We start from the raw sequence: 22,132 nt of genomic DNA, 5'->3' as shown, positions 1-22,132 counted from the left end.
CCACGCGCCGCTGTTACAGATGGTTACCGAAAAAATTCTACCCGCGAAGCCGGACTGAAGCCGGGTCGAACGGCGCTTCCTTGAGGCGCTTTGCAGACACACGCCGGCCCAGCACCTCGATTTCGAATTGATCGCCGGCGATGGGCAGATAGGCCAGCGCCAATTGCTTGCCAACGGAATGGCCAAAATAGCCCGAGGTGACTCGTGCCACCGCCTTGCCACCGCTGAAAATCGGCTCGGCCCCCATGACGTCGATATCGTCGGCCGCCACTTCAAGCAGAGCCAGTTTGCGCGACACCTCTTCCTTGAAATGACGTTCCGCCGCCGTACGCCCGATGAAATCGCCCTTGTCGAGTTTGACGAAGCGACCCCAATCGGCTTCGGCGGCGTTGTAATCCGCCGTGAATTCGCGCCCCCAGGAACCATAACCTTTTTCGACCCGCATGGCATGCAGCGCACGGACGCCGAAGAGCCGCAGGCCGAAGGCATCGCCCGCGGCGCGCAATCGCTCATAGACATGCAGCAGATTTTGCGGCGCCACATAGATTTCATAGCCAAGTTCGCCGGTGAAGCTTGCCCGGATTACCAAAGCATCGGCGAGGCCTACCTGTATCTCCCGCGCGTTCAGGAAGGGAAAAGCCTTGGTCGAAAGATCGGTATCGGTCAGTTGCTGCAGCACCTCCCGCGCCTTCGGCCCGGTGAGTGACAGGCCGGAATATTCGGTCGTCACATTGCGGATCGAGACCCGCTCACCTTGCGCATGCGCGTTGAGCCAGCGCATGTAATAGGTTTCCGCCGTGCCCGAACCGATCATGAGGAAAGCATCTTCCCGGATCCGCGTTACAGTGAGATCTCCAAAAATGCGGCCATTGGGGGACAGCATCGGGCAGAGTACGGTGCGGCCCAACGCCGGGAGTTTGTTGCTGACCATGCGATCGAGGAATTTGGCGGCATCCGGCCCTGCCACCTCGATCTTGCCGTAGCTGGAGGTCTCCCAGATGCCGACATGATCACGCACCGCCTGCACTTCCGCCGCCACGTGCTGGAAGGCATTGGAACGCCGATAGGTCGGCTGCTCCTGCGCCTCGACACCACTGGGCGCATACCAGAGCGGATATTCCCAGCCGAAGGCCGCGCCGAACAAGGCACCTTCCGCCTTCAGGCTGGAATAGATTGGTGAGGTCTTCAGGGGCCGTGCCGCCGGCAATTCCTCATTGGGGAAGGTCATGGTGAAGCGGCGGCGGTAATTCTCTGTCGTCTTCTCGATGGTAAAGGCGCGGTTGTTATGCGGACCGAAGCGCGCCACATCCATCGCGAACACGTCCATGCCCGGTTCACCATCCACGATCCAGTTGGCAACCACCATGCCGACGCCGCCGCCCTGACTGAAGCCAGCCATGACGCCACAGGCCGAGAAGTAATTGGTGAGGCCCGGAACCGGGCCAATCAGTGGATTGCCATCGGGGGCAAAGACCATCGGCCCGTTGATCGTCCGCTTGATGCCCCCCTTTTCGAGGCAGGGATAGCGCGTCATCGCGAATTCCAGCGCCGACCAGATGCGATCGACATCCTCCTGCAGCAATTCATGGCCGAAATCCTGCGGCGTTCCCTTGAGGGCCCAATGCCGGCAATCATGTTCATAGGTGCCGATCAGGAGGCCCTTCTGCTCCTGCCGCATATAGCTCTCGCCCTCGAAATCGATGGTCATCGGGATCTCGTGATCCAGCGCCTCGACCTCGGGGATCGCGTTGGTGACGATGTACTCATGCTCCATCGGCAGGATGGGCAGATCGATTCCGGCCAGGCGCCCGACCTCGCGCGCCCACAGGCCGCCCGCATTCACCACATACTCCGCCTCGATCGTGCCTTCCTTGGTCACGACCAGCCAATGACCGTTCGGTTTCTGATGAAGCTCGATGACCGGGTTGCGCAGTGAAATCGTGGCACCCTTGTTCTTCGCCGCCTTGGCATAGGCATGGGTGACACTGGAGGGGTCGACATGCCCATCGGCAGGATCAAACATCGCCTTGGTAAATTTCGATGTATCCACCAGCGGGTTGATCTTCTTCACCTCCTCCATGCTGACCTCATGGAGCCCGATACCGAGGTAATGCGCCTTGGCAAGTTCCGTCTTGAAATATTCGGCACGCGCTTCCGTGCCGGCAAGATAGAGGCAGCCCACGCGGTGCAACCCACAAGACTGCCCGGATTCCCGCTCCAGCTCGTCATAGAGCTTCACGGTATAGGCCTGCAGATGCGACATGTTGGGGTCGCCGTTGATCGTATGCATGCCACCCGCCGCATGCCAGGTCGAACCGGAGGTCAGTTCCGACCGTTCCACCAGCATGACATCGGTCCAGCCCCGTTTGGTAAGGTGGTAGAGGACGCTGACACCCACCACGCCACCCCCGATGACAACCACGCGCGCCTGCGACTTCATGATCTCAAATCCCTTTTCGCTCAGATAGATGGCCGGTCGATCCGGCGCCTGCCCGGCACCTAGCTAGCCTCAAGCCTCGCCTGAAACAAAGTCCGGAAATCTCATAAATCAGGTGAGTTTTCCTTTCCTATTTCCCGGCTTCGACATACGCGTCGTCCGGCCGCAGCCACCATGCTTGCAGGCAGCTCCTTTCATTCCCATGTAGAGGAAGACCCCGCAATCTGCCGTAAATTGTATCGAGCCCATCGGAAGCGGCAGAGCGGGTTTTCCTGACGAAAATCAAATGGAGGGAAAGATGTCGTTTCGTGCACTGACACCGTTCGGCCGTTCGTCCCTTGCCAAGAATGGCGAGCGGAATGATCCAACCGCTTGGCGCGGCGAATTTGATCGTCTGTTCGACGATATGTTCAAGGGTTTCGGCTCGCTGCCCTCGGTATGGGGCGAGGGGGCGGCGGTCCCGAAGATCGATATCAAGGAGACCAAGGAGGGTATCGAGTTAACAGCCGAACTCCCGGGGGTCGACGAGAAGGAGGTCGAAGTCGAATTGGTCGATGATCTTCTGACGATCCGCGGCGAAAAAAAGATCGAGCGGACCGACGAAAGCAAGGACAAGGGCTATCACGTGATGGAACGAAGCTATGGCAGCTTCCAGCGTGCGATCCGCCTGCCCTATGCAGCGGAGAACGACAAGGTTTCTGCCGAATTCAGCAGGGGCGTACTCAAGGTGACCTGTCCCCGCCCCGCAGAAGTCGCCGCCAAGACCCGCAAGATTGACATTAAATCGCGCTGACTGGCGTAAAACATAGAAACGGGCCTGCCCATCCTGGCAGGCCCGCTTTTTTATTGTGGATCAGGCAGTCACGAGAGAATCTTCCAGGGCTGGATAGTCGGTATAGCCGTCTGCACCACCGCCATAGAAGGTCTCGGGACGCGGGTCGTTGAGCGGTGCGCCCAACTCAAATCGCTTCGGCAGATCGGGGTTGGCGATGAAGGACTTGCCGAAGGCGACAGCATCTACCTCGCCCGCAGCTATCGCCGCTTCGGCACTCTCGCGCGTGAATTTTTCGTTACCGATATAGGTGCCGCCGAAGGCGGCTTTCAGCTTCGGTCCAAGCCAATCGGCACCCTTGGCTTCGCGGGCGCACAGGAAGGCAAGGCCGCGATTGCCCAGTTGTTCGGCCACATAGCCGAAGGTCGCCGCCGGATTGCTGTCGCCCATATCGTGGGAATCGCCGCGCGGCGCCAGATGCATGCCGACCCGGCCCGGACCCCAGACCTTGAGCACCGCATCGGTTGCTTCCAGCATCAGACGAGCGCGGTTTTCGATCGATCCGCCATAAGCATCGGTGCGGTGATTGCTCTTGTCCTGTAGAAACTGATCCAGCAGATAGCCATTGGCACCGTGCAATTCGACCCCGTCGAAACCGGCCTTCTTGGCGTTTTCCGCACCCTGTGCGTAAGCGGCGATAATGCCCGGGATTTCGTCCAGCGCCAAAGCGCGCGGCGTGACATAAGGGCGCTGCGGTCGCAGCAGACTGACATGTCCGGCTGGGGCAATGGCACTCGGTGCCACCGGCAGACCGCCATCGAGGAAAGAGGGATCCGATATCCGGCCGACATGCCATAGCTGAAGAAAGATGTGACCGCCCTTGTCATGAACGGCTTTGGTGACGGCCTTCCAGCCCTCAATCTGCTCCGCCGACCAGATACCCGGCGTATCGGCATAACCGACACCCTGCCTCGTCACGGCAGTTGCTTCGGTCAGGATTAGACCTGCGCTTGCGCGCTGTTCATAATATTCTTTCATCAGTGCATTCGGCACCCGGCCTGCGCTGGCACGCGACCGGGTCAACGGCGCCATGAAGACACGATTGGGGAGTCGTAGATCACCGACCGTTATCGGGTCGAGAAGATGAGCCATGGATGGTATCCCTCAATGAATGGGTAAAACGGCAGAAACGCGACTTCTCCCCTTTACTTTGTGTAGATACGGAGCGGTCGGCATTGCGACAAGTGGCCAAACCGGCTTGGAGGCCTGCTTTTTCTGCAGGCCCGCATTTCACACATGTTTCGGTGTGCCGTCGCCTATGGAAGCAACACATGGTCCGAGCAGGGCCACGCCGACGGCTTGACGGTCCTTTTGCTTGCACCTCATCCGCCCGGGTTGGTTCTTGCCTGCCGGCCCAACGCAACCATTGTCGCCCTGAACTAGAACTTGCTAGAACTCGGCCCGCCAGGGTCACACATGCCTTTTGAGGAAACCGACCATGCCGGCTTTCATGACGCCGCAACTATCCCCTATTGTCCTGCTCATTCTCTCCAATGTTTTCATGACCTTTGCTTGGTACGGCCACCTCAAATTCAAGGCCGCGCCACTCTGGCTTGTCGTGATCGCCTCCTGGGGTATTGCCTTCGTCGAATACTGTTTTGCCGTGCCCGCGAACCGGATCGGCCATTCGGTCTATACTGCGGCCGAGCTCAAGACGATGCAGGAGATTATCACTCTCATTGTCTTCTGCTTCTTTTCCTGGGCTTATCTCGGCGAAACCATTCGCTGGAACCATGCCGTCGGCTTTGGTTTCATCGCCGCCGCCGGTTTCTTCATTTTCCATAAATGGTGAAATTCCTCCCCGCTCCCGGCGCCGCTGCAGGGCGCCAGGAGCGGGGAGGTGATCGGTCGCAGGGCGGACCGCTTGACTTGATCAAGGTCAAGGAGCAACCATTGCGCTAGCACAATATGGGGACGCAATGCGACAGCTACCCGGCACTGAAGCCAAAGGAAGTGAGCGGTCAGGCGTGACAGGAACCTCCCGTCCGGACGCGCCCGTCCATACGTGTGAGAATTGCGACGTTCGATCACTAGGCATTTGCGTTGCTCTGGGCGAAGCGGAGCAAAAGCGTCTTCGGGCGATCGCGATGACACGCCATTTCGCCGCCGAGGACACGCTCTTCTCCGCCGAGGATCCGGTGACTGTCATCGGCACCTTGGTAAAAGGCTCCGTCAAAACCTACAAGCTGCTGCCTGATGGCCGGCAGCAGGTGGTCGGCTTCCTGTTCCCAGGCGATTTTATCGGATCGGCTATTTTCCGGACCAATCGCTGCTTTGCCGAGGCCCTCTCGCCGGTCGAAGTCTGCGTCTTTCCCCACGCGTCGTTGCAACGCCTGATGTCGGAAATCCCGGCGCTTGAGCACCAGATGCTGAAGCTGGCGCATGACGATCTCGACCTGGCGCAGGAATGGATGCTGCTCCTGGGGCGCAAGACGGCCCAGGAGCGCGTCGCCACTTTCCTGTGCCTGCTGTTCGAGAAGGCCAAGAAACGCGGCCATTGCGGCGCGCCCATTGACTTGCCGATGAACCGCAGCGAGATCGCCGATTACCTCGGCCTCACCATCGAGACCGTCAGCCGCCAATTGTCGAAACTCAAGAGCGCCGGCGTTATCTCCATCAATGGCAGTCATGCCATTGAATTGCGGAAAGCCGACCAGCTCGCGGAACTTGCCGCAGGTGGCGATTGATGGGTTGCACATCGTGACGCTTCGCGACGAGCGGCAACATCGGATTGCCGACGAGACGAGTAACCTGCCACCTGATGACCGTGCGCTCACCGAGGCGGCAATCGAATTCATCCGCGCCCGTTACGTCGAAAACCGGCACCATATTGGCGCCGCCATCCGCGGTGGCTCGGGCCGAATCTATCTGGGTTTGCACCTGGACACGTATGTCGGTCGCTGCTCGGTCTGCGCCGAGGCCGTGGCTTTGGGTGCCGCGCTCTCCGCCGGCGAAACGACGATTGATGCCATTGTTTCGGTGCGTCATCCGCGACCGCGAGAGCAGCATGCTCAACCCAAAGTCGTCTCGCCTTGCGGCATCTGCCGCGAGATGTTGACCGATTTTGCGCCGGGAGCCGATATCATCATGTCGCGGGCGGGCGTATTGCGCCGCGTAGCGGTCGGCGAGTTGTTACCGGACAAGTACCGTCGGGAGCTTTAGGCCCTCGCCTGGCAGGACTTTCATTTTACGTCAGCATGGCTATGCTCCGGCGCCTGAAACCGAGATAGAAATGACCACAATCCTGACCCAATCCCGTAGCCAAAGTGCGACCGCACCGGCTCGTCCCTTGGCTGCCGCAGGCCGTGCTATCGGCCTTTGGCTGGTCATGCTTTGCGTCATGGTCATGGTCATGGTCATGCTGGGTGGCGTTACGCGCCTGACCGATTCCGGCCTTTCCATCATGGAATGGAAGCCGATCATGGGCACTCTGCCCCCGCTCAGTGACGCGGCATGGGAAGAAGTCTTCGCCCTCTACCGCCAGATCGCCGAATACAAACATGTCAATGCCGGCATGACTCTGGATGCCTTCAAGGAAATCTTCTGGTGGGAATACTTTCACCGCCTTTGGGGGCGCCTGCTGGCGGTCGCCTTTGCCGGGCCGCTGCTGTGGTTCTGGTTCAAGGGCTATCTCGGCCGACGTGACCTGCCACGCCTTTTCGGCCTCTTCGCCCTGGGCGCCCTGCAAGGTGTTGCCGGCTGGTTCATGGTGGCAAGCGGTTTCCAGGACCGGATCGATGTCAGCCAGTACCGCCTGGTGATTCATCTGATGCTGGCGCTCGCTATCTTCGGGCTGATGCTGTGGTATGCCCTCGACTATCTCGACACTGCGCCCTTGCGTGGCAACCGCGATGAAACGGTCGCACTTGCCCGGCATGCACGCTGGATGAACATCGTGATCGCCTTCGAGATCGCCTTGGGCGGTCTGGTCGCCGGGACCGATGCCGGCTTCATTTACAATGATTTTCCCCGCATGAACGGTCATTGGCTTTCACCCGATCTGTTCCTGCTGTCCCCCTGGTGGACTAACTTCACCGAGAATGTCGCGACGATCCAGTTCCAGCATCGCCTGTTCTCGGGCTTCGTCGCCATCGCCGTCATTTCCTTTCTGGTGCGGTTACGCCGACGGGATATCGACCCTGTCTTAAAGAGGCGTGCCATTGCCCTGCCCTGCGCGTTGGCAGCGCAGGCCTTTCTCGGCATCACCACGCTGATGCTGGTAGTTCCCATCTCGCTCGCTGTTCTTCATCAATTAGGCGCCTTCGTGTTGTTGGGTGCCGGCTTGGCCCTGCAGCATGGCTTGCAGCGACGCCTGACAGGTGCGGCATGAACGAGACAGATCAGACACCGCCGGAAAGATTGCCCGTCTCGGTCATCACCGGCTTCCTGGGCAGCGGCAAGACCACCTTGCTCAAATATTTGCTGGCGCATCCAGACATGGGCGAGACAGCCGTCGTCATCAACGAGTTCGGCGAGACGGGGCTGGATCATTTGCTGGTGGAACCGGCGACCGATGACACCGTGCTGCTTTCGTCCGGATGCCTCTGCTGCACGGTGCGCGGCGATCTCATCGACGCCCTGCGCCGGCTCTATCGCCGTCGTCACAAGGGCGAGATTCCGGCATTCCGGCGCGTTGTGATCGAGACCACCGGATTGGCCGACCCCGCGCCGATTCTGCACACATTGATGCAGGATCCGGTACTGACCTCGGTCTATCGGCTTGACGGCATCATCACGACGATCGACGTCGTCAACGGCATGTCACAGATGGATCGGCAGATGGAGCCCGTCAAGCAGGCGGCTGTCGCCGACCGTCTGCTGCTGACGAAATGCGATCTCGCCGATGATCCCGCCATCGCGCAAATTGAGGCGCGCCTGCGTCAACTTAACCCCGCGGCTCCGATCCTGCGGGTCGCACAGGGCGTCGTCGAACCAAGCGCCTTGTTCAATGCCGGCCTTTACAATCCGGAAACCAAAAGCCTCGACGTGCAACGCTGGCTGCACGAAGAAGCCTATGTCGAGGGTCATTCACACGCGACCGATCACGCCGAGCACGGCCATGACCACCATCATAGCCATGATCACGCTCACGACCATGCACACGGCCTCGACGTGAACCGTCACGACGATCATATCCGCGCTTTTTGCGTTACCCGGGACGAGCCCCTCGACTGGCAGCGTTTTTGCGCCTGGATCGACATGCTGACAGCTACACGGGGGCCGGACCTCCTGCGCATGAAGGGGCTTCTGAACGTTGCTGGCGAAGCTGCACCCGTCGCGGTCCACGGTGTCCAGCACCTCTTCCACCCGCCGGTGCTCCTGCCCGCCTGGCCGGATACCGACCGGCGCTCCAAGATCGTGCTCATCACCCGGGATATTGCTCCGGCCACGATCCAGGAATCCCTGGACGCTTTCCTGAGCGACGCGGCCTGAACGAGGCGATCGGGCCAGTCGGCCCCGGAAACCGCGCATAAGCGCCACGAACTAATCGGCAACCGACGCTTTTTAGTTTTGCAATTTCATGAAGGTTGCTAGGTTTCCTCTTGATCGAGGGGCGGGGCGGTCGCTTTCCAGGCGTCCTGTCCTGGGCTGACAAGAACCAACCAACCCTCCATCGCCAACCAAAGGGAGAGGCTATCATGTCCGTCAAATCACGGCTGGCAATCACCAGTGTTGCCACCACTTTGCTGCTAGGCGCGGGTGTTGCGCAGGCCGATATGCTGGAGAGCATCGGCGAAGGAGAGGGCGAAGTCGCGATCGTCGCCTGGCCAGGCTATATCGAGCGCGGCGAAACGGATCCGAACTACGATTGGGTCACCGGTTTCGAAAAGGAGACCGGCTGCAAGGTGACTGTAAAGACCGCCGGCAGTTCGGACGAAATGGTGTCGCTGATGAATGGCGGTGGCTTCGATCTCGTCACCGCCTCGGGCGATGCCTCGGTGCGTCTCATCCGTGGTGGCACGGTACAACCGATCAATCTGTCCCTCATCCCGGAATATTCCAAGGTCGACCCCAAGCTGCAGAATGCCAGCTGGCACACCGTTGATGGCCAGCATTTCGGCGTGCCATGGCAATGGGGTGCCAATGTGCTGATGTATAATGCCGACGTTTTCGAGAATGCGCCGCAGAGCTGGTCGGTCGTGTTCGAAGAGCAGACCCTGCCGGATGGCAAGTCCAATAAAGGCCGGGTCGAAGCTTATTACGGCACGATCTATCTTGCCGACGCGGCGCTCTATCTGATGGCCAACAAACCCGAGCTCGGCATCAAGGATCCTTACGAGCTCAACCAGACACAGTTCGACGCTGTGGTCGATTTGTTGCGTCAGCAGCGTGGCCTCGTCAACCGCTACTGGTCGGACGTGGTGGCACAGATGGACGACTTTACGAATGAAGGCGTCGTCGCCTCGACCAGCTGGCCCTTCCAGGTGAACACGCTGCGTGCTGGCGGCAAGGTCAAGATCGGGTCGACGGTGCCGAAGGAAGGTGCCACGGGTTGGGCCGATACGACCATGATGCATGCCGACGCCCCGCATCCGAACTGCGCCTATAAGTGGCTCAATCACTCGCTTACCAATGTGGCGCAAGCCGGCACGGCCGCCTGGTTCGGCAGCGTCCCGGCGGTACCCGCGGCCTGCGACGATCCGATGCTCGCGGGCAATGGCTGCGTCGTGAACGGCATCCAGCTGTTCTCGCGCATTCATTTCTGGCGCACGCCAGAGAAAGATTGCCCCACGCAAGGTGGCGAATGCGTGCCCTATCGTGACTGGGTCTCGGCTGTGCAATCCGTCCAAAGCGGACAGTAAAAGCTGAGCCTTGATACCTGGGGGCGGGTCGCGCGTGATCCGCCCCCAACTTGTTTCGGCACTGGGCTTCCATAACCCTTGTTAATTATTTCCGGCAGTTGAGATCATGAGCATCACGACCGAACCCACCGGCAGCAACGGAATCGCCGTCTCCTTCCGCGAGGTTTCGCGCCATTACGGAGGCGTAAAAGCCGTCGACCGGGTGAGCTTCGATATTCTCGATGGCGAATTCTTTGCCATGCTGGGCCCGTCGGGCAGCGGCAAAACGACCTCCCTCAGGCTCATCGCCGGATTCGAGCAGCCGAGTGCCGGCATCGTCTCTATCCATGGCAAGAATATGGTCGGCGTGCCGCCCTATGATCGCGACGTCAACACGGTGTTCCAGGACTACGCCCTGTTTCCGCACATGAACGTCGTCGACAATGTCGCCTACGGCCTGATGATCCGCAAAGTGCCGCTGGTCGAGCGCCGGCGCCAGGCGGAAGAAATGCTGGAAATGGTGGCGCTGGGTGGTTTCGGTCAGCGCAAGCCGTCCCAATTGTCGGGTGGCCAACGCCAGCGCGTCGCCCTCGCCCGCGCTCTGGTCAATCACCCGAGCGTGCTGCTGCTCGACGAGCCTCTGGGTGCGCTCGATCTCAAGCTACGCGAGCAGATGCAGGTCGAGCTCAAAGCCATTCAGCGCCGTGTCGGCATCACCTTCGTTTATGTCACGCATGACCAAGGCGAGGCACTTTCGATGAGCGACCGTGTCGCCGTCTTCAATCAAGGGCGGATCGAGCAGATGGCACGGCCACACGAGCTCTACGAAACGCCAGCGACCGCCTTTGTCGCTGGTTTCGTGGGCGTGTCCAATCTCCTGGCGCCGACCGTCGCGCAGGGCATCACGGGCCGCGCGGAATCTTGCTCCATCCGCCCCGAGAAGATCCATCTGGCCGCGACCGGCGGAACGATACCGGCCAATGCCATGGGCTCGGAAGGCCGGATAACGGCGATCCTCTATCTCGGAGCCAATACGCGCTACGACGTGGCGCTGGATGGTGGCGGCGAGGTCACTGTCGCCGTTCAGAATCGCGAGGTGCATATCGAACCTCAGGAAGGCGAGCGGGTCCTGCTATGGTGGGAAGCGCGCCACCTCATGCGCCTGGTCGGCTGAGGATCGAACATGGCCAGCACCAGCCTCTCCAGCCAGCTTTCCACCTACCTCTTCAACCGGCCCAAATTCGTGCTGGCCCTGCTCCTGCTGCCGCCGCTGTTGTGGCTCGGCGTCATCTATTTGGGTTCGCTCTTCAGTCTGCTTGCGCAAAGCTTTTTTTCGATCGACGACTTCACCGGAAAGGTCGTCTATGACATCAGCCTGAACAGCTATGCCCGGCTGTTCACCCCCACCAATCTTGCCATCATCTGGCGTACCGTCGTGATGGCCGCCGTGGTCACAGCAATTTGCGGCGTGATCGCCTTCCCTCTCGCCTATTACATTGCGCGCTATGCCAGCGGTCGCACCAAGGCGCTGTTTTATGTCGCCGTCATGCTGCCGCTGTGGTCGAACTATCTGGTGCGCGTCTATTCGTGGAAGCTGATCCTGGCCAAGGAAGGCGCCATTCACTGGACCTTCAATGCTCTGGGCCTTGGTCCCCTGCTGGATTGGGTCCTCACCCTGCCCATCGTTGAGGGCTCGTCTCTTTCGACCTCCTATATCGGCACCGCACTTACCTTTGTCTATATCTGGCTGCCCTTCATGGTGCTGCCGATTCAGGCCGCGCTCGAACGCGTGCCGCGCTCGCTACTTGAAGCTTCGAGCGATCTGGGGGCCAGGCCAAGCGAGACCTTCCGCAAGGTGGTGTTTCCGCTGGCGATCCCCGGCATCGCCGCCGGCTCGATCTTCACCTTCTCGCTCACGCTGGGCGATTACATCATTCCGCAATTAATCGGCTCGTCGCGTCCGTTCATCGGCCAGGCGGTCTATCAGTTGCAGGGTACCGCCGGCGATATCCCCATGGCGGCGGCTTTTGCCATGGTGCCAATCGTGATCATGGCCGTGTATCTGACGATCGCAAAGAAACTGGGAGCGTTCGATGCCCTCTAAAGCCATCGCTCCCGACCGCAGTAAGGGTGAAGCAGGATGGGGCCTCAAGGCCGCCGCCTGGTTTGGCGTGTTGTTCCTCAATCTGCCGATCCTGTTCATCGTTCTCTATGGCTTCACCACCGATGACGCCAGCTACAGCTTCCCCCCGCCGGGCCTCACCACCGAGTGGTTCGAGGTGACCTGGAACCGGGCCGATTTCTGGGCGGCGCTGTGGCTGTCGGTGCAAGTGGCCTTCGTCGCCATGCTGATTGCCATTGTCCTTGGCACATGCGCTGCCGCGGCGATGTACCGGTTCAGCTTCTTCGGCAAGGAATCAGTAACACTCCTTATCCTGCTGCCGATCGCTCTCCCCGGCATCGTTACCGGTATCAGCCTGCGCTCGGCCTTTGCGCTGGGCGAGATTCCCTTCAGCTATCTCACCATCGTCCTCGGTCATGCCACATTTTGTATCGTCGTGGTCTACAACAACGCGATCGCCCGGCTGCGGCGTTCGTCGCCGGCATTGGTCGAGGCCTCCATGGATCTCGGCGCCAATTCCTTCCAGACCTTCCGCCATGTGATCCTGCCCAATCTGGCAACCGCAATCCTGGCGGGCGGCATGCTGGCCTTTGCCCTCTCTTTCGACGAAATCATTGTCACGACCTTCACTGCCGGCCAGCAGGAGACGTTGCCGATCTGGATGTTCGGCGAATTGGCGCGACCGCGGCAACGGCCGGTCACCAACGTGGCCGCCATCTTTGTCATGATCATCACCTTTGGGCCGATCCTGATGGCCTATTACCTTACCCGCGATACCGACGATGTCGCCGGCAGCGGAAAGTAGCGACAATCTCGTCACCGGCACTGTGCTCTGGTTCAAGGCACAGAAGGGCTATGGCTTCGTGAAACCGGATGACGGTGGCACCGATGTTTTCGTGCATGTGGCGGAACTGGCAGCCAGCGAAATTTCCAGTCTCAACGAGGGCGACCGGATCAGTTTCCGTCGCGCCAGCCATGGCGACGGACGCTTCTTCGCCGTCGAGATCGGCAAGATAGCGCCAGCGGATTAGTCAAAAAAAGCGGCCCGGTTTCCCGGGCCGCCCATTTTCGCGATAACGCCTGGATTTAGGCTTCCCACCACATCTTTTCACAGAAGTAATATTCTGTCGGATGCGCTTCGTAGCCCATCAGCTTCTTATCGAAGGGCTGATAGCTCTGACGCCAGAGCGGCTGAACGATCGGGCCTTCTTCCTGCATCAGGTGCTCGATCTCCTTAACGACTTCCTTGCGCTTCTCGATATCGACGAGGCCTTCCGCCTTGGTCAGCAATTCGTCGAATTTCGGATTGGCAAAGTTGCTTTCGTTCCAGGGAACGCCCGTACGATAGGCAAGGCCCAGAACCATGATGCCGAGCGGTCGGTGGGTCCAAACGGTGAAACCAAACGGCACTTTGGTCCAGACGTCCCAGAACTGGGCCGAGGGGAGAACCGTCAACTTCACGCGAATGCCAGCTTCGGCCCATTGCTGGACCATCGCCTGGCAAGCGGTCGGCTCCCAATCGGGATCCTTCTTGGCATGGAGTTCGACATCGATGCCATCCGGATAGCCGGCATCCGCCAGCAGCTTCTTGGCGGCATCAAGATCACGCGGCATCGGCATGTCGACGAACTCGGCATGGACCGGCGACACATGGTGGTGCTGTGCCGGCGTGCCCAATTCGCCATAGGCGATCTTGGATACCGCTTCGCAATCGATGGCCAGACGCATGGCCTTGCGGACACGTGCGTCATCGAACGGCTTCTCGTTGCAATGCATACGGGCGACCGCCGTTTGCGCCGTGTTGATCTTGTGCAGCTCGACATGCTCCAGCTTCTGGACACTGGGGTAGATCTTGATGTCGGCATCATACAGCCCGTCGACCTGCTTCGAGGCCAAAGCCGCAAGCTTGGTTGCGGGATCGTCACCGAGATCGATGAACTGCACCTCGTCGAGGAACGGTCCTTCGCCCCAATACTTGGAGCGGGCCTTGAGCACGGCCTTCTTGCCGACTTCGATTTCGACCGGTTCGAAGGCACCGGTGCCGATCGCTCCCGGCCCCCATTTACCGTCATCCTTCGGATGCAGGATGAAAGCCGGATAATGGAACAGGTTCTCGGGAATCGCGAGCGTCGAAGCCTGACCATTCAATTTGATCGTGAAGTCGTCGACTTTCTCGATCGCGTTGGCATCCCACAGCTCGGTGGTCTTCTTCGGATTACCGGCTTCGTCTTTCTCGCCGGTCTCGATTTCCTTCAGCATGAAGCCCTGAAAGAGGCCCAGAACCGACGAACCGACATTCGGATCGAGCCAGCGCGTGATGTTCCAGATGATGTGATCGGCGACAAGATCTTCGTCATTCGACCATTTCACGCCCTTCTTGACTTTGAGTGTCCAGGTCTTGAGATCTTCGCTGGGCTCCCAGCTTTCAAGCAGAATGGGGATGGTGATGCCATCGCCCTTGGTGCGGGTCAGGTAGTCGTTGGCCTGGCGCACGATATTGGAATCGTAGACCCAGGAGAATGTCGCCGGCGTGTCGGTTGCCGGCACGCGGGCGCCGATTCGAAGCACGCCGCCCTTCTTGGGTGTCTGCGCCTTGGCGGCACCGATCATGTCGCCGCCGATGACCTTGCCGGCGATGGCATAGGCCGCGCCGGCGCTCATGCCCAGCAATGTGGCAGTGCGCAGGAAGTCACGGCGACCGATATGCCGCTTTTCCAGCGCCTCGACCAATCTGGGGATCTCCGGATGGTAGCCGTCGCCCTTGCCAGATCGAAAAGTCATTTTGAAACCTCCCTATGGTGAAACGTCCCTGTGAGGGAACAGACCCCGGATCGAGGCCTGCTATCCCGTGATGACCGCCTTTGTTTTCCGGAACGCCCACCCTGGTTCGTTCCGATTGATCTTACCCACTTGGTTTGGGTTGGCGGCGTCTTGTTAATCTTAGTTTCATACAGTCTCGACCGAAAATCATTCCATCGTCAATCGTGCATGCAAAAAACGCATCCTGTCCTGAGCCTGAGTCATTGGTTCTGAACGGGTAGCCGGGCACTGAACGGTCAGGCAGACCACCCGGTTGGCGGCCGGCTGCCGCCGCCAGAGGGGCTTGCAGCCGCCGGTGGGACGCGCTATTGCCCGGACAGCTCGATTTCCAAGCTATTTTTGACGACCGAGGCCGCATGACCAGCAAGCTCGACAAGATCGAAGACGCCATTGCCGCCATCGCCGCCGGACACCCGGTGATTGTGGTGGACGACGAAGATCGCGAAAACGAGGGCGACCTCATCATGGCCGCGTCCAAGGCGACACCAGAGCATGTGGCCTTTTTTATCCGGCACACCAGCGGCATCCTGTGCACCCCGATCACCCGGGCTGACGCCCGGCGGCTGCATCTGACGCCCATGGTGGCCGACAATGTCGCCCCGCATGCCACCGCCTTTACCGTCTCGATCGACTACGCCAAAGATCTTACCACCGGGATTTCCGCCCAGGAGCGCTGTGCCTGCATCCGCGCACTCGCCAATCCCAATGTCGGTGCCGAGGATTTCGTCCGCCCCGGCCATATTTTCCCGCTCATTGCCCGCGAAGGCGGCGTTCTTATCCGCTCCGGCCATACCGAGGCGGCCGTCGACATGTCACGCCTGGCCGGCCTGCCACCGGTTGGCCTCATCGCCGAGCTGGTTAATGACGACGGCAGCGTGAAGCGGCTGCCGGATATTCTGACCTTCGCCAAAGAGCATAAATTGCTGGTGGTCTCGATCGACGATCTCATCGCCTATCGCCAGCAGCGGGAATCGCTGATCACGCGCACCACCGAAGGCGAGGTAAAGACCTCGATCGGCGCGGCACGGGCCATCGTTTATTCAACGGCTTTTGATTCCGCCCACCATATCGCCGTCATCTATGGCGACATTTCTGATGGCACGGACATCGTGATCCGCCTGCAACAGGAAGACGCCGTTGCCGACGTATTCGACCCAGCCCATAGCAGCGTGGCCCGCGCCCTGGAACGTATCAAGGCGGCCGGCCGCGGTGTGATCATCTATTTGCGCGAAGGAGCCGTCGGCGTCACCCCGCCCGCCAAGCAACCCGCCGGCAGCGAGGCCTCGCGCCTGGAACAATGGCGCGAGATCGGCTTGGGCGCCCAGATTCTCAAAGACCTGGGGGTAAAATCGATCCGTGTACTGGCCACCAAGGAACGGCAATATATGGGTCTTTCCGGTTTCGGCGTCGAAATCCTCAGCACCGAGCGGCTCTGACGCATGGCGCCCCCATCTCCAGCCCATGTCGCCCTGGTAACGGGGGGGGCCAAACGGCTCGGCCGCGCCATCGCGCTGAAACTGGCGTCGGAGGGCTGGGATATTGCGATCCACTATCACCACTCCCGAGACGAGGCTGAGGCAACCGCCAGTGACATCCGCGCACTGGGCCGGCGGTCGATTTTGCTGCAGGCCGATCTCGGACGGGAAGAGCAGGTCCAGGACTTGGTCCCAGCCGCCCATCGCGAACTGGGGCCGGTGACCTGCCTGGTCAACAACGCCTCGGTTTTCGAGATGGACAAGATCGATACCGTGACCCGCGAGAGCTGGGACCGGCATATCGAAATCAATCTGCGGGCCCCCTTCGTGCTCTCTCAGGCGATGGCGCGCGCCCTTCCAGAAGGGGTAACCGGGAACATCATCAACATGCTGGATCAGCGGGTCTGGAAACTAACCCCCTATTTCATGTCCTATACGGTTGCCAAAATGGGACTTTGGACCCTGACCCGGACCATGGCTCTCGCCCTGGCGCCGAAGATCCGCGTCAATGCGATCGGTCCCGGCCCGACCTTGCCCAGCCCGCGTCAATCGCCCGAACATTTTGCCGCACAATCCGCCGCCATGCCGTTGGGCCATGGCGCCACGCCGGAAGAGATCGCCGAGACCGTTCTCTATATTTTGGGGTCGTCGTCGATGACCGGCCAAATGATAGCATTGGACGGCGGCGAACATCTCGGTTGGCAAGTGCCCAACAAGGGCTTTCAGCCCCGCGAATAGGTGGCCCGAAGCAATAGCCAGGAACCCGCCCGGCGCCTATAATGTTGATCATTCATGCGGGCCCCAGGGTGCGGCCCTCCGATCCACCACAGGCGCTCCAGAGTGCGGCGCCGCGGGTGACGTAACCAGGATCCAGGAGGTCCAGCAAACATGAATACCGTGGAAAAAATCACGTCTTTACAGAGCGTAGCGCCTCAAGCTGCACCCGCTCCAACCATGCGGGTTTTTATCCGTGATCTCGTTCTGCCTTGCAGTATCGGCATTCATCAACATGAACGCCTGGCGCAGCAGCGCATCCAGATCAATGTCGAGATGACCTGTCTGGAACACCCCGACATCAATGACGATGTTGATAACGTGGTCTGCTACGCAACGGCGGTAATGGGGATCAAGGCCGTGGTGGCCGACGGCCATACCAATCTTGTCGAGACCCTGGCGGACCGGATTGCCACGATCTGCCTCCGCGACCACCGGGTGCTCAGCGCCAAGGTGCGGATCGACAAACTGGAAGTCTTCAAGGAGGCCTACAGCGTCGGCGTGGAGATCGAACGGCACCGAATCGGGCGCTGAACCGGCCCTTCCGCAATTCGGTCAGGTTTTTCCGATTCGGGGTCGAAATTTTCACCTCGTTTTGACCAAAAGTTAAACCTTTCAGGCCTCTAAAGGACGATTCCTGAGGCAAGTTGTTCACAATGCCGAGGTCGAGTCCCAAGCAGCCGTAAGAGTCAAGACTGAATCCCCTTGATGACCGCAATGTTGCATTTCCATTAGTATAAAACTAATTATTCCAATAAGTTAACTGTCATGCCTATTTTTTAAGCAGAATAAGCGAGAGCTTGATTCCCGGACATGCAATAAGCTGGTCGCGGCGATATCGACAGACTTATCCACAGATTTGGTGGATATCCCTGAAGTTAACTTGACCACATGCTCCTGCTAGGGTCCGACGGATGCAATTGGCCCCCGCCACCACCATTTTCCGCGAACAAATATCCGTTACGCGACAAGCCCATGCGCATGATTGACGATCCAGAACTTGCAGATGACGACGGCCTCGACCTCGATGAAATCGAGACCCTGGAAGGGGGCCAAGCTCGCCCCAAAGGCATGAGTCGGCTCGCGCATGGTGCCTCGATCATTCGTGCCAAGGTACGGACCCTACCCAACACACCCGGTTGCTACCGGATGATATCGGCCAGCGGCGAGGTTCTCTATGTCGGCAAGGCCAAGGATCTCAGGAAACGGGTGACCTCGTATACCCTGCCCAATCGGCAGGCAAATCGTATCCAGCGCATGATCGCCGAGACGGCGACCATGGAATTCATGACGACCCATACCGAGGTCGAGGCGCTGCTGCTGGAAGCGAACCTGATCAAGCGCTATCGACCGCGCTTCAATGTTCTGCTGCGCGACGACAAGAGCTTCCCCTATATTCTGATCACCGCGGATCATCCGGCGCCGCAGATTGCCAAGCATCGCGGTGCCCGCAACCGGCCAGGGCAGTATTTCGGCCCCTTTGCTTCGGCCGGCGCCGTCAACCGAACCATCGTCGCCCTGCAGCGCGCCTTTTTGTTGCGCCCTTGTTCCGATTCGATCTTCGCCAGCCGCACTCGGCCTTGCCTCCAGTACCAGATCAAGCGTTGCTCGGCACCCTGTGTCAGCCGCATTTCGGAACAAGATTATGCAGTTCTGGTCGAAGAGGCGCGCGACTTCCTCACCGGCAAGAGCGACAAGGTCAAGCAACGTCTGAGCACCGAGATGCAGGCCGCATCGGATGCGCTGGAGTTCGAGCGCGCCGCAAAGTTGCGTGACCGCATACAAGCCTTCGCGCTTATCCAAAGCCGTCAGGACATCTATCTGGAGGGCGTCGAGGAGGCCGACATCATTGCGGCCTATCACGAGAGCGGACACACCTGCATCCAGGTATTCTTCTTCCGCAATCACGGCAATTACGGCAACCGCGCCTATTTCCCGGCCCATGACAAGACCACCGAGCCGCCGGAAATCCTGGCGGCCTTCATGGCGCAGTTCTATGAGAATAAAACACCGCCGCGCCTGATCCTGGTCAACGAAATGCCGGCAGAACTTGGCTTGCTGACCGAAGCGCTTTCGTTACGGGCCGGTGCCAAGGTCGAGATCCTGGAGCCAAAGCGCGGCGATAAAAGAAAGCCGGTCGAGCATGCCATGCTCAACGCCAAGGAAGCACTCGCGCGCCGCATGGCTGAAAGTGCGTCCCAGGCCAAGCTGATGGCGGGCATGGCGGAGGTGTTCGATCTGGAGACACCGCCCAAGCGGATTGAGGTCTACGACAACAGCCATATCTCCGGCACCAATGCCTATGGCTGCATGATTGTTGCCGGCCCCGACGGCTTCATGAAGAACCAGTACCGCAAGTTCAGCATCCGGCCGGCCAATGAAGAAGCGGGAGAGGCGCCGATCGAGCCTGGCGACGATTATGCGATGATGCGTCAGGTACTCATGCGCCGCTTCACCCGCGCGATCAAAGAGGACCCCGACGATGCGCGCGACACCTGGCCGGATCTGGTACTGATCGACGGTGGCCAGGGACAGCTAAATGTCGCAATGGAAGTTTTTGCCGAACTCGGCATCGACGACGTCACTCTGGCAGCGATCGCCAAGGGGCCGGATCGGAATGCCGGCCGCGAGCGTTTTTTTATGCCCGGACGCGAGCCCTTCAGCCTCGATCACAAGCACCCGGTGCTTTATTACCTGCAGCGCCTGCGCGATGAGGCGCATCGCTTTGCCATCGGCACTCATCGGGCCAAACGATCAGCCGACATTTCCAAATCACCCCTGGACGATGTGGCCGGCATCGGTGCCAAACGCAAAAAAGCGCTGCTGCTGCATTTCGGCTCGGCGCGCGCCGTCGCCCAAGCCGGCCTGACGGACCTCGCATCCGTTCCAGGAATCTCGGAAACGGTCGCAAAGAAAGTTTACGACCATTTCCATCAAAGCTGAGTCCGTCTTCAATGCGGTACGCTGCGCGACAGCATATTGATGACGAACACGCCCGCCAGGATCAGGGCCAAGCCGAGCACCGCCCAGAGATCAAGTTTCTGACCAAAGACGAAGAGACCGATCAACGCCACCAGAACGATACCGAGGCCGGACCAGATGGCGTAGGCCAGCCCCATCGGCACCACCTTCAGGGCAAGCCCAAGAAAGTAGAAGGTCGCAGCATAACTGGCGACGGTGCCGAGGGTGGGCCAGAGCCGGCTGAACCCGTCGGCCTGTTTCAGCAGGCTGGTACCAATGACCTCGAACACGATTGCCAGAATCAAATGAAATTGATGCATGTTGTCCCCGATAGCCCTTTGAGCCGACCTGGATGCAGGCGGGCCATGCGTCTGCCCCCTGTGACATAGCAAGCCATTCCTGCTACTGTCACCTCGCTTCTCCGCTACGCTGAAAGCTGTCATGCCTAATATCGCCAATATCCTCACCCTGTCGCGGATTGCCGCCATTCCGTTGATCGCAGCGCTCCTGTTCCTGGAACAGCCGATTTTCCGCTGGTCAGCGCTGACATTGTTCGCAATCGCCTGCATCACGGACTTCTTCGACGGGTATATCGCCCGGCGCATGGACCAGGTTTCGGCACTCGGCCGTTTCCTTGATCCGATCGCCGACAAGCTTGTGGTGGGCGCCATCCTGATGGCCATGGTTGCAACGCAGCAAATCGATGGTTGGTCGGTGCTGCCGGCACTCATCATCATGTGCCGCGAAATCATGGTTTCCGGCCTGCGGGAATACCTGGCCGAGCTCAAGGTCGGCGTACCTGTCACCATGCTCGCAAAATGGAAGACCACAGCGCAGATGGTTGCCTTGGGCTTCCTGATCGTCGGCACGGCCGGTCCCGATTGGCTGCCGGTGACGGCTATCGGCGACGGCCTCCTCTGGCTGGCGGCGGTCCTCACCGTAATCACCGGCTATGATTATCTGCGCCTGGGCCTCAAGCACATGGGCAACGATATGGCGCGGCCAAGGTGATCACGCCCACATGAAGATCCTGGGCTTTGCTGGCTGGAGCGGCGCAGGCAAGACCACGCTTCTCGCCAAGCTCATTCCCACGCTCGCCGCGCGTGGTATCCGCGTATCGACAATGAAGCATGCCCATCACGCCTTCGACATCGACACGCCCGGCAAGGATTCATTTGTCCATCGCGAAGCGGGCGCCACGGAAGTCATGATCGCATCGGGGCGGCGCTGGGCCCTCATGCATGAGTTGCGCGATCAGGCCGAACCCGAAGCGACCGATCTCATCAGCCACATGACGCCGGTCGATCTATTGCTGATCGAGGGTTTCAAACAAGCACCTCACGACAAGATCGAGATCTTCCGGGCCGCCAACGGCAAGCCGCTGCTCTCGGCCGAGGATCCGACCTATGTTGCGATCCTCAGCGACGGCCCCGTCCCGCAAACGAAGCTGCCGGTTCTCGACCTCAACGACGTGACCGCGGTCGCGGATTTCGTCATCGCGCATTGCCGCCTCGGCGGGAATCAGTGACGTGGCCAGCCCCCAGGCCAAGGCAATTGTTACCGAACTCGAACGCAAGCTGACGCCGCTCGGCCCGTTCCGCGCCAAACCCATGTTCAGCGGCTACGGCCTCTATCTCGACGGTGTGATTTTTGGACTGGTGCTGCGCGAGAATTTTTACCTCAAGGTCGATGATCAGAACCGCCCCGATTTCGTGAAGGCCAAGAGCCAACCCTTCCGCTACGAGACCCGCAAGGGCGAGGTAACGGTGGACAGCTACTGGCGCTGCCCCTCCAAGGTCATGGCCGCCGCCGGAACATTGCAGGAATGGGTGGAAAAATCGGTTGCCGCCAGCCGCCGGATCGGCGCCAAGAAAAAGCCGCGCCCCAGCAAACCCAGGCCTCGCCGCAATCCCCTGCTCTAAGCGCGCC

General features: G+C 59.9%; 23 protein-coding genes. 18 read left to right on the top strand and 5 right to left on the bottom strand.

Annotated features, from left to right (window positions below; translation table 11 throughout):
* Window positions 1-37: 37 nt before the first annotated feature.
* A complete protein-coding gene (locus ACE3PR_RS02090) occupies window positions 38-2,440 on the bottom strand; it encodes an FAD-dependent oxidoreductase (protein ID WP_374367631.1) in 2,403 nt (800 codons plus the stop codon).
* Window positions 2,441-2,735: 295 nt separating this feature from the next.
* Between ACE3PR_RS02090 and ACE3PR_RS02085 the strand changes: the two genes are divergently transcribed.
* Window positions 2,736-3,230, top strand: a complete 495-nt coding sequence (locus ACE3PR_RS02085; protein ID WP_374367628.1) for an Hsp20/alpha crystallin family protein — start codon at window positions 2,736-2,738, stop codon at window positions 3,228-3,230.
* Window positions 3,231-3,290: 60 nt separating this feature from the next.
* Here the strand turns inward: ACE3PR_RS02085 and ACE3PR_RS02080 are convergent, their stop codons facing one another.
* A complete protein-coding gene (locus ACE3PR_RS02080) occupies window positions 3,291-4,361 on the bottom strand; it encodes an alkene reductase (protein WP_374367626.1) in 1,071 nt (356 codons plus the stop codon).
* Between the two features lie 346 nt (window positions 4,362-4,707).
* Between ACE3PR_RS02080 and ACE3PR_RS02075 the strand changes: the two genes are divergently transcribed.
* From ACE3PR_RS02075 to ACE3PR_RS02030, 10 genes are all read left to right on the top strand, one after another.
* Window positions 4,708-5,061, top strand: coding sequence for a DMT family protein (locus ACE3PR_RS02075; protein ID WP_374367624.1), 354 nt, complete (start codon window positions 4,708-4,710; stop codon window positions 5,059-5,061).
* Between the two features lie 295 nt (window positions 5,062-5,356).
* On the top strand, window positions 5,357-5,956 hold the full coding sequence (locus ACE3PR_RS02070; protein ID WP_374367622.1) for a Crp/Fnr family transcriptional regulator: 600 nt from the start codon (window positions 5,357-5,359) through the stop codon (window positions 5,954-5,956).
* Complete coding sequence (locus ACE3PR_RS02065) at window positions 5,946-6,431, top strand: cytidine deaminase (protein ID WP_374367620.1); 486 nt, start codon at window positions 5,946-5,948, stop codon at window positions 6,429-6,431. Before ACE3PR_RS02070 ends, ACE3PR_RS02065 begins: the two co-directional genes overlap by 11 nt.
* Before the next feature lie 70 nt (window positions 6,432-6,501).
* Window positions 6,502-7,599 carry a COX15/CtaA family protein gene (locus ACE3PR_RS02060; RefSeq protein ID WP_374367618.1) on the top strand — a complete coding sequence of 366 codons (1,098 nt, stop codon included), beginning with the start codon at window positions 6,502-6,504 and terminating at the stop codon, window positions 7,597-7,599.
* Window positions 7,596-8,702, top strand: coding sequence for a GTP-binding protein (locus ACE3PR_RS02055; protein WP_374367616.1), 1,107 nt, complete (start codon window positions 7,596-7,598; stop codon window positions 8,700-8,702). Before ACE3PR_RS02060 ends, ACE3PR_RS02055 begins: the two co-directional genes overlap by 4 nt.
* Window positions 8,703-8,908: 206 nt before the next feature.
* The gene (locus ACE3PR_RS02050) at window positions 8,909-10,072 is read left to right on the top strand and encodes an ABC transporter substrate-binding protein (RefSeq protein WP_374367614.1); all 1,164 of its coding nucleotides are present in this window, start codon (window positions 8,909-8,911) and stop codon (window positions 10,070-10,072) included.
* A gap of 106 nt (window positions 10,073-10,178) precedes the next feature.
* Window positions 10,179-11,225, top strand: coding sequence for an ABC transporter ATP-binding protein (locus tag ACE3PR_RS02045; RefSeq protein ID WP_374367612.1), 1,047 nt, complete (start codon window positions 10,179-10,181; stop codon window positions 11,223-11,225).
* 9 nt (window positions 11,226-11,234) lie between these two features.
* Window positions 11,235-12,155, top strand: coding sequence for an ABC transporter permease (locus ACE3PR_RS02040; protein WP_374367610.1), 921 nt, complete (start codon window positions 11,235-11,237; stop codon window positions 12,153-12,155).
* Window positions 12,145-12,978, top strand: a complete 834-nt coding sequence (locus ACE3PR_RS02035) for an ABC transporter permease (protein ID WP_374367608.1) — start codon at window positions 12,145-12,147, stop codon at window positions 12,976-12,978. Before ACE3PR_RS02040 ends, ACE3PR_RS02035 begins: the two co-directional genes overlap by 11 nt.
* Window positions 12,956-13,204 (top strand): cold shock domain-containing protein, encoded by a 249-nt coding sequence (locus tag ACE3PR_RS02030; RefSeq protein ID WP_374367606.1) that lies wholly within the window; start codon window positions 12,956-12,958, stop codon window positions 13,202-13,204. The genes ACE3PR_RS02035 and ACE3PR_RS02030 overlap by 23 nt, the downstream gene beginning before the upstream one ends.
* Window positions 13,205-13,259: 55 nt before the next feature.
* On the opposite strand, the gene ACE3PR_RS02025 is transcribed toward ACE3PR_RS02030, so the two are convergent.
* Entirely contained in the window at window positions 13,260-14,954 is a 1,695-nt protein-coding gene (locus ACE3PR_RS02025) for an ABC transporter substrate-binding protein (protein WP_374367604.1), read from the bottom strand.
* Window positions 14,955-15,349: 395 nt separating this feature from the next.
* Between ACE3PR_RS02025 and ribB the strand changes: the two genes are divergently transcribed.
* The 3 genes from ribB (at window position 15,350) to ACE3PR_RS02010 (ending at window position 17,776) form a co-directional block, all read left to right on the top strand.
* Window positions 15,350-16,429: a 3,4-dihydroxy-2-butanone-4-phosphate synthase gene (gene ribB, locus ACE3PR_RS02020; RefSeq protein WP_374367602.1), complete on the top strand. Its 1,080-nt coding sequence runs from the start codon at window positions 15,350-15,352 to the stop codon at window positions 16,427-16,429.
* Between the two features lie 3 nt (window positions 16,430-16,432).
* Entirely contained in the window at window positions 16,433-17,206 is a 774-nt protein-coding gene (locus ACE3PR_RS02015; protein WP_374367600.1) for an SDR family oxidoreductase, read from the top strand.
* A gap of 150 nt (window positions 17,207-17,356) precedes the next feature.
* On the top strand, window positions 17,357-17,776 hold the full coding sequence (locus ACE3PR_RS02010) for a dihydroneopterin aldolase (RefSeq protein WP_374367598.1): 420 nt from the start codon (window positions 17,357-17,359) through the stop codon (window positions 17,774-17,776).
* Window positions 17,777-18,202: 426 nt separating this feature from the next.
* Here the strand turns inward: ACE3PR_RS02010 and ACE3PR_RS02005 are convergent, their stop codons facing one another.
* The gene (locus tag ACE3PR_RS02005; RefSeq protein WP_374368083.1) at window positions 18,203-18,331 is read right to left on the bottom strand and encodes a hypothetical protein; all 129 of its coding nucleotides are present in this window, start codon (window positions 18,329-18,331) and stop codon (window positions 18,203-18,205) included.
* Here ACE3PR_RS02005 and uvrC point away from each other — a divergent pair.
* Window positions 18,314-20,185, top strand: coding sequence for an excinuclease ABC subunit UvrC (gene uvrC, locus ACE3PR_RS02000; RefSeq protein WP_374368073.1), 1,872 nt, complete (start codon window positions 18,314-18,316; stop codon window positions 20,183-20,185). The genes ACE3PR_RS02005 and uvrC overlap by 18 nt on opposite strands.
* An 8-nt stretch (window positions 20,186-20,193) precedes the next feature.
* Here uvrC and ACE3PR_RS01995 read toward each other — a convergent pair whose 3' ends face one another.
* A complete protein-coding gene (locus tag ACE3PR_RS01995) occupies window positions 20,194-20,523 on the bottom strand; it encodes an SMR family transporter (RefSeq protein WP_374367596.1) in 330 nt (109 codons plus the stop codon).
* 121 nt (window positions 20,524-20,644) lie between these two features.
* Here ACE3PR_RS01995 and pgsA point away from each other — a divergent pair, with 121 nt between their 5' ends.
* Genes pgsA through ACE3PR_RS01980 form a run of 3 tightly spaced genes read left to right on the top strand, consistent with a single transcriptional unit; the run spans window position 20,645 to window position 22,125 of the window.
* Window positions 20,645-21,214, top strand: coding sequence for a CDP-diacylglycerol--glycerol-3-phosphate 3-phosphatidyltransferase (gene pgsA / locus ACE3PR_RS01990; RefSeq protein WP_374367594.1), 570 nt, complete (start codon window positions 20,645-20,647; stop codon window positions 21,212-21,214).
* Window positions 21,215-21,224: 10 nt separating this feature from the next.
* Window positions 21,225-21,731, top strand: coding sequence for a molybdopterin-guanine dinucleotide biosynthesis protein B (gene mobB / locus ACE3PR_RS01985; protein ID WP_374367592.1), 507 nt, complete (start codon window positions 21,225-21,227; stop codon window positions 21,729-21,731).
* 1 nt (window position 21,732) lies between these two features.
* Window positions 21,733-22,125, top strand: coding sequence for a TfoX/Sxy family protein (locus ACE3PR_RS01980; protein ID WP_374367590.1), 393 nt, complete (start codon window positions 21,733-21,735; stop codon window positions 22,123-22,125).
* The last annotated feature ends 7 nt before the right edge of the window (window positions 22,126-22,132 follow it).

It is taken from the genome of Dongia sp. (assembly GCF_041909655.1).
GTDB lineage: Bacteria > Pseudomonadota > Alphaproteobacteria > Dongiales > Dongiaceae > Dongia.
Note: the sequence above shows the minus strand (reverse complement) of the source record. Positions and strands in the feature narration are given on the sequence as shown.

Bases quoted from the DNA above. Each gene is read 5' to 3' on its own strand.
- uvrC (WP_374368073.1), top strand. From the start codon at position 18,314: ATGAGTCGGCTCGCGCATGGTGCCTCGATCATTCGTGCCAAGGTACGG.
- ACE3PR_RS02030 (WP_374367606.1), top strand. From the start codon at position 12,956: ATGTCGCCGGCAGCGGAAAGTAGCGACAATCTCGTCACCGGCACTGTG.
- ACE3PR_RS02085 (WP_374367628.1), top strand. From the start codon at position 2,736: ATGTCGTTTCGTGCACTGACACCGTTCGGCCGTTCGTCCCTTGCCAAG.
- mobB (WP_374367592.1), top strand. From the start codon at position 21,225: ATGAAGATCCTGGGCTTTGCTGGCTGGAGCGGCGCAGGCAAGACCACG.
- ACE3PR_RS02050 (WP_374367614.1), top strand. From the start codon at position 8,909: ATGTCCGTCAAATCACGGCTGGCAATCACCAGTGTTGCCACCACTTTG.
- ACE3PR_RS02070 (WP_374367622.1), top strand. From the start codon at position 5,357: ATGACACGCCATTTCGCCGCCGAGGACACGCTCTTCTCCGCCGAGGAT.
- ACE3PR_RS02005 (WP_374368083.1), bottom strand. From the start codon at position 18,331: ATGCGCGAGCCGACTCATGCCTTTGGGGCGAGCTTGGCCCCCTTCCAG.
- ACE3PR_RS02080 (WP_374367626.1), bottom strand. From the start codon at position 4,361: ATGGCTCATCTTCTCGACCCGATAACGGTCGGTGATCTACGACTCCCC.
- ACE3PR_RS02040 (WP_374367610.1), top strand. From the start codon at position 11,235: ATGGCCAGCACCAGCCTCTCCAGCCAGCTTTCCACCTACCTCTTCAAC.
- ribB (WP_374367602.1), top strand. From the start codon at position 15,350: ATGACCAGCAAGCTCGACAAGATCGAAGACGCCATTGCCGCCATCGCC.
- ACE3PR_RS01995 (WP_374367596.1), bottom strand. From the start codon at position 20,523: ATGCATCAATTTCATTTGATTCTGGCAATCGTGTTCGAGGTCATTGGT.
- ACE3PR_RS02045 (WP_374367612.1), top strand. From the start codon at position 10,179: ATGAGCATCACGACCGAACCCACCGGCAGCAACGGAATCGCCGTCTCC.
- ACE3PR_RS02075 (WP_374367624.1), top strand. From the start codon at position 4,708: ATGCCGGCTTTCATGACGCCGCAACTATCCCCTATTGTCCTGCTCATT.
- ACE3PR_RS02055 (WP_374367616.1), top strand. From the start codon at position 7,596: ATGAACGAGACAGATCAGACACCGCCGGAAAGATTGCCCGTCTCGGTC.
- pgsA (WP_374367594.1), top strand. From the start codon at position 20,645: ATGCCTAATATCGCCAATATCCTCACCCTGTCGCGGATTGCCGCCATT.
- ACE3PR_RS02010 (WP_374367598.1), top strand. From the start codon at position 17,357: ATGAATACCGTGGAAAAAATCACGTCTTTACAGAGCGTAGCGCCTCAA.
- ACE3PR_RS02090 (WP_374367631.1), bottom strand. From the start codon at position 2,440: ATGAAGTCGCAGGCGCGCGTGGTTGTCATCGGGGGTGGCGTGGTGGGT.
- ACE3PR_RS02035 (WP_374367608.1), top strand. From the start codon at position 12,145: ATGCCCTCTAAAGCCATCGCTCCCGACCGCAGTAAGGGTGAAGCAGGA.
- ACE3PR_RS02025 (WP_374367604.1), bottom strand. From the start codon at position 14,954: ATGACTTTTCGATCTGGCAAGGGCGACGGCTACCATCCGGAGATCCCC.
- ACE3PR_RS02015 (WP_374367600.1), top strand. From the start codon at position 16,433: ATGGCGCCCCCATCTCCAGCCCATGTCGCCCTGGTAACGGGGGGGGCC.
- ACE3PR_RS02060 (WP_374367618.1), top strand. From the start codon at position 6,502: ATGACCACAATCCTGACCCAATCCCGTAGCCAAAGTGCGACCGCACCG.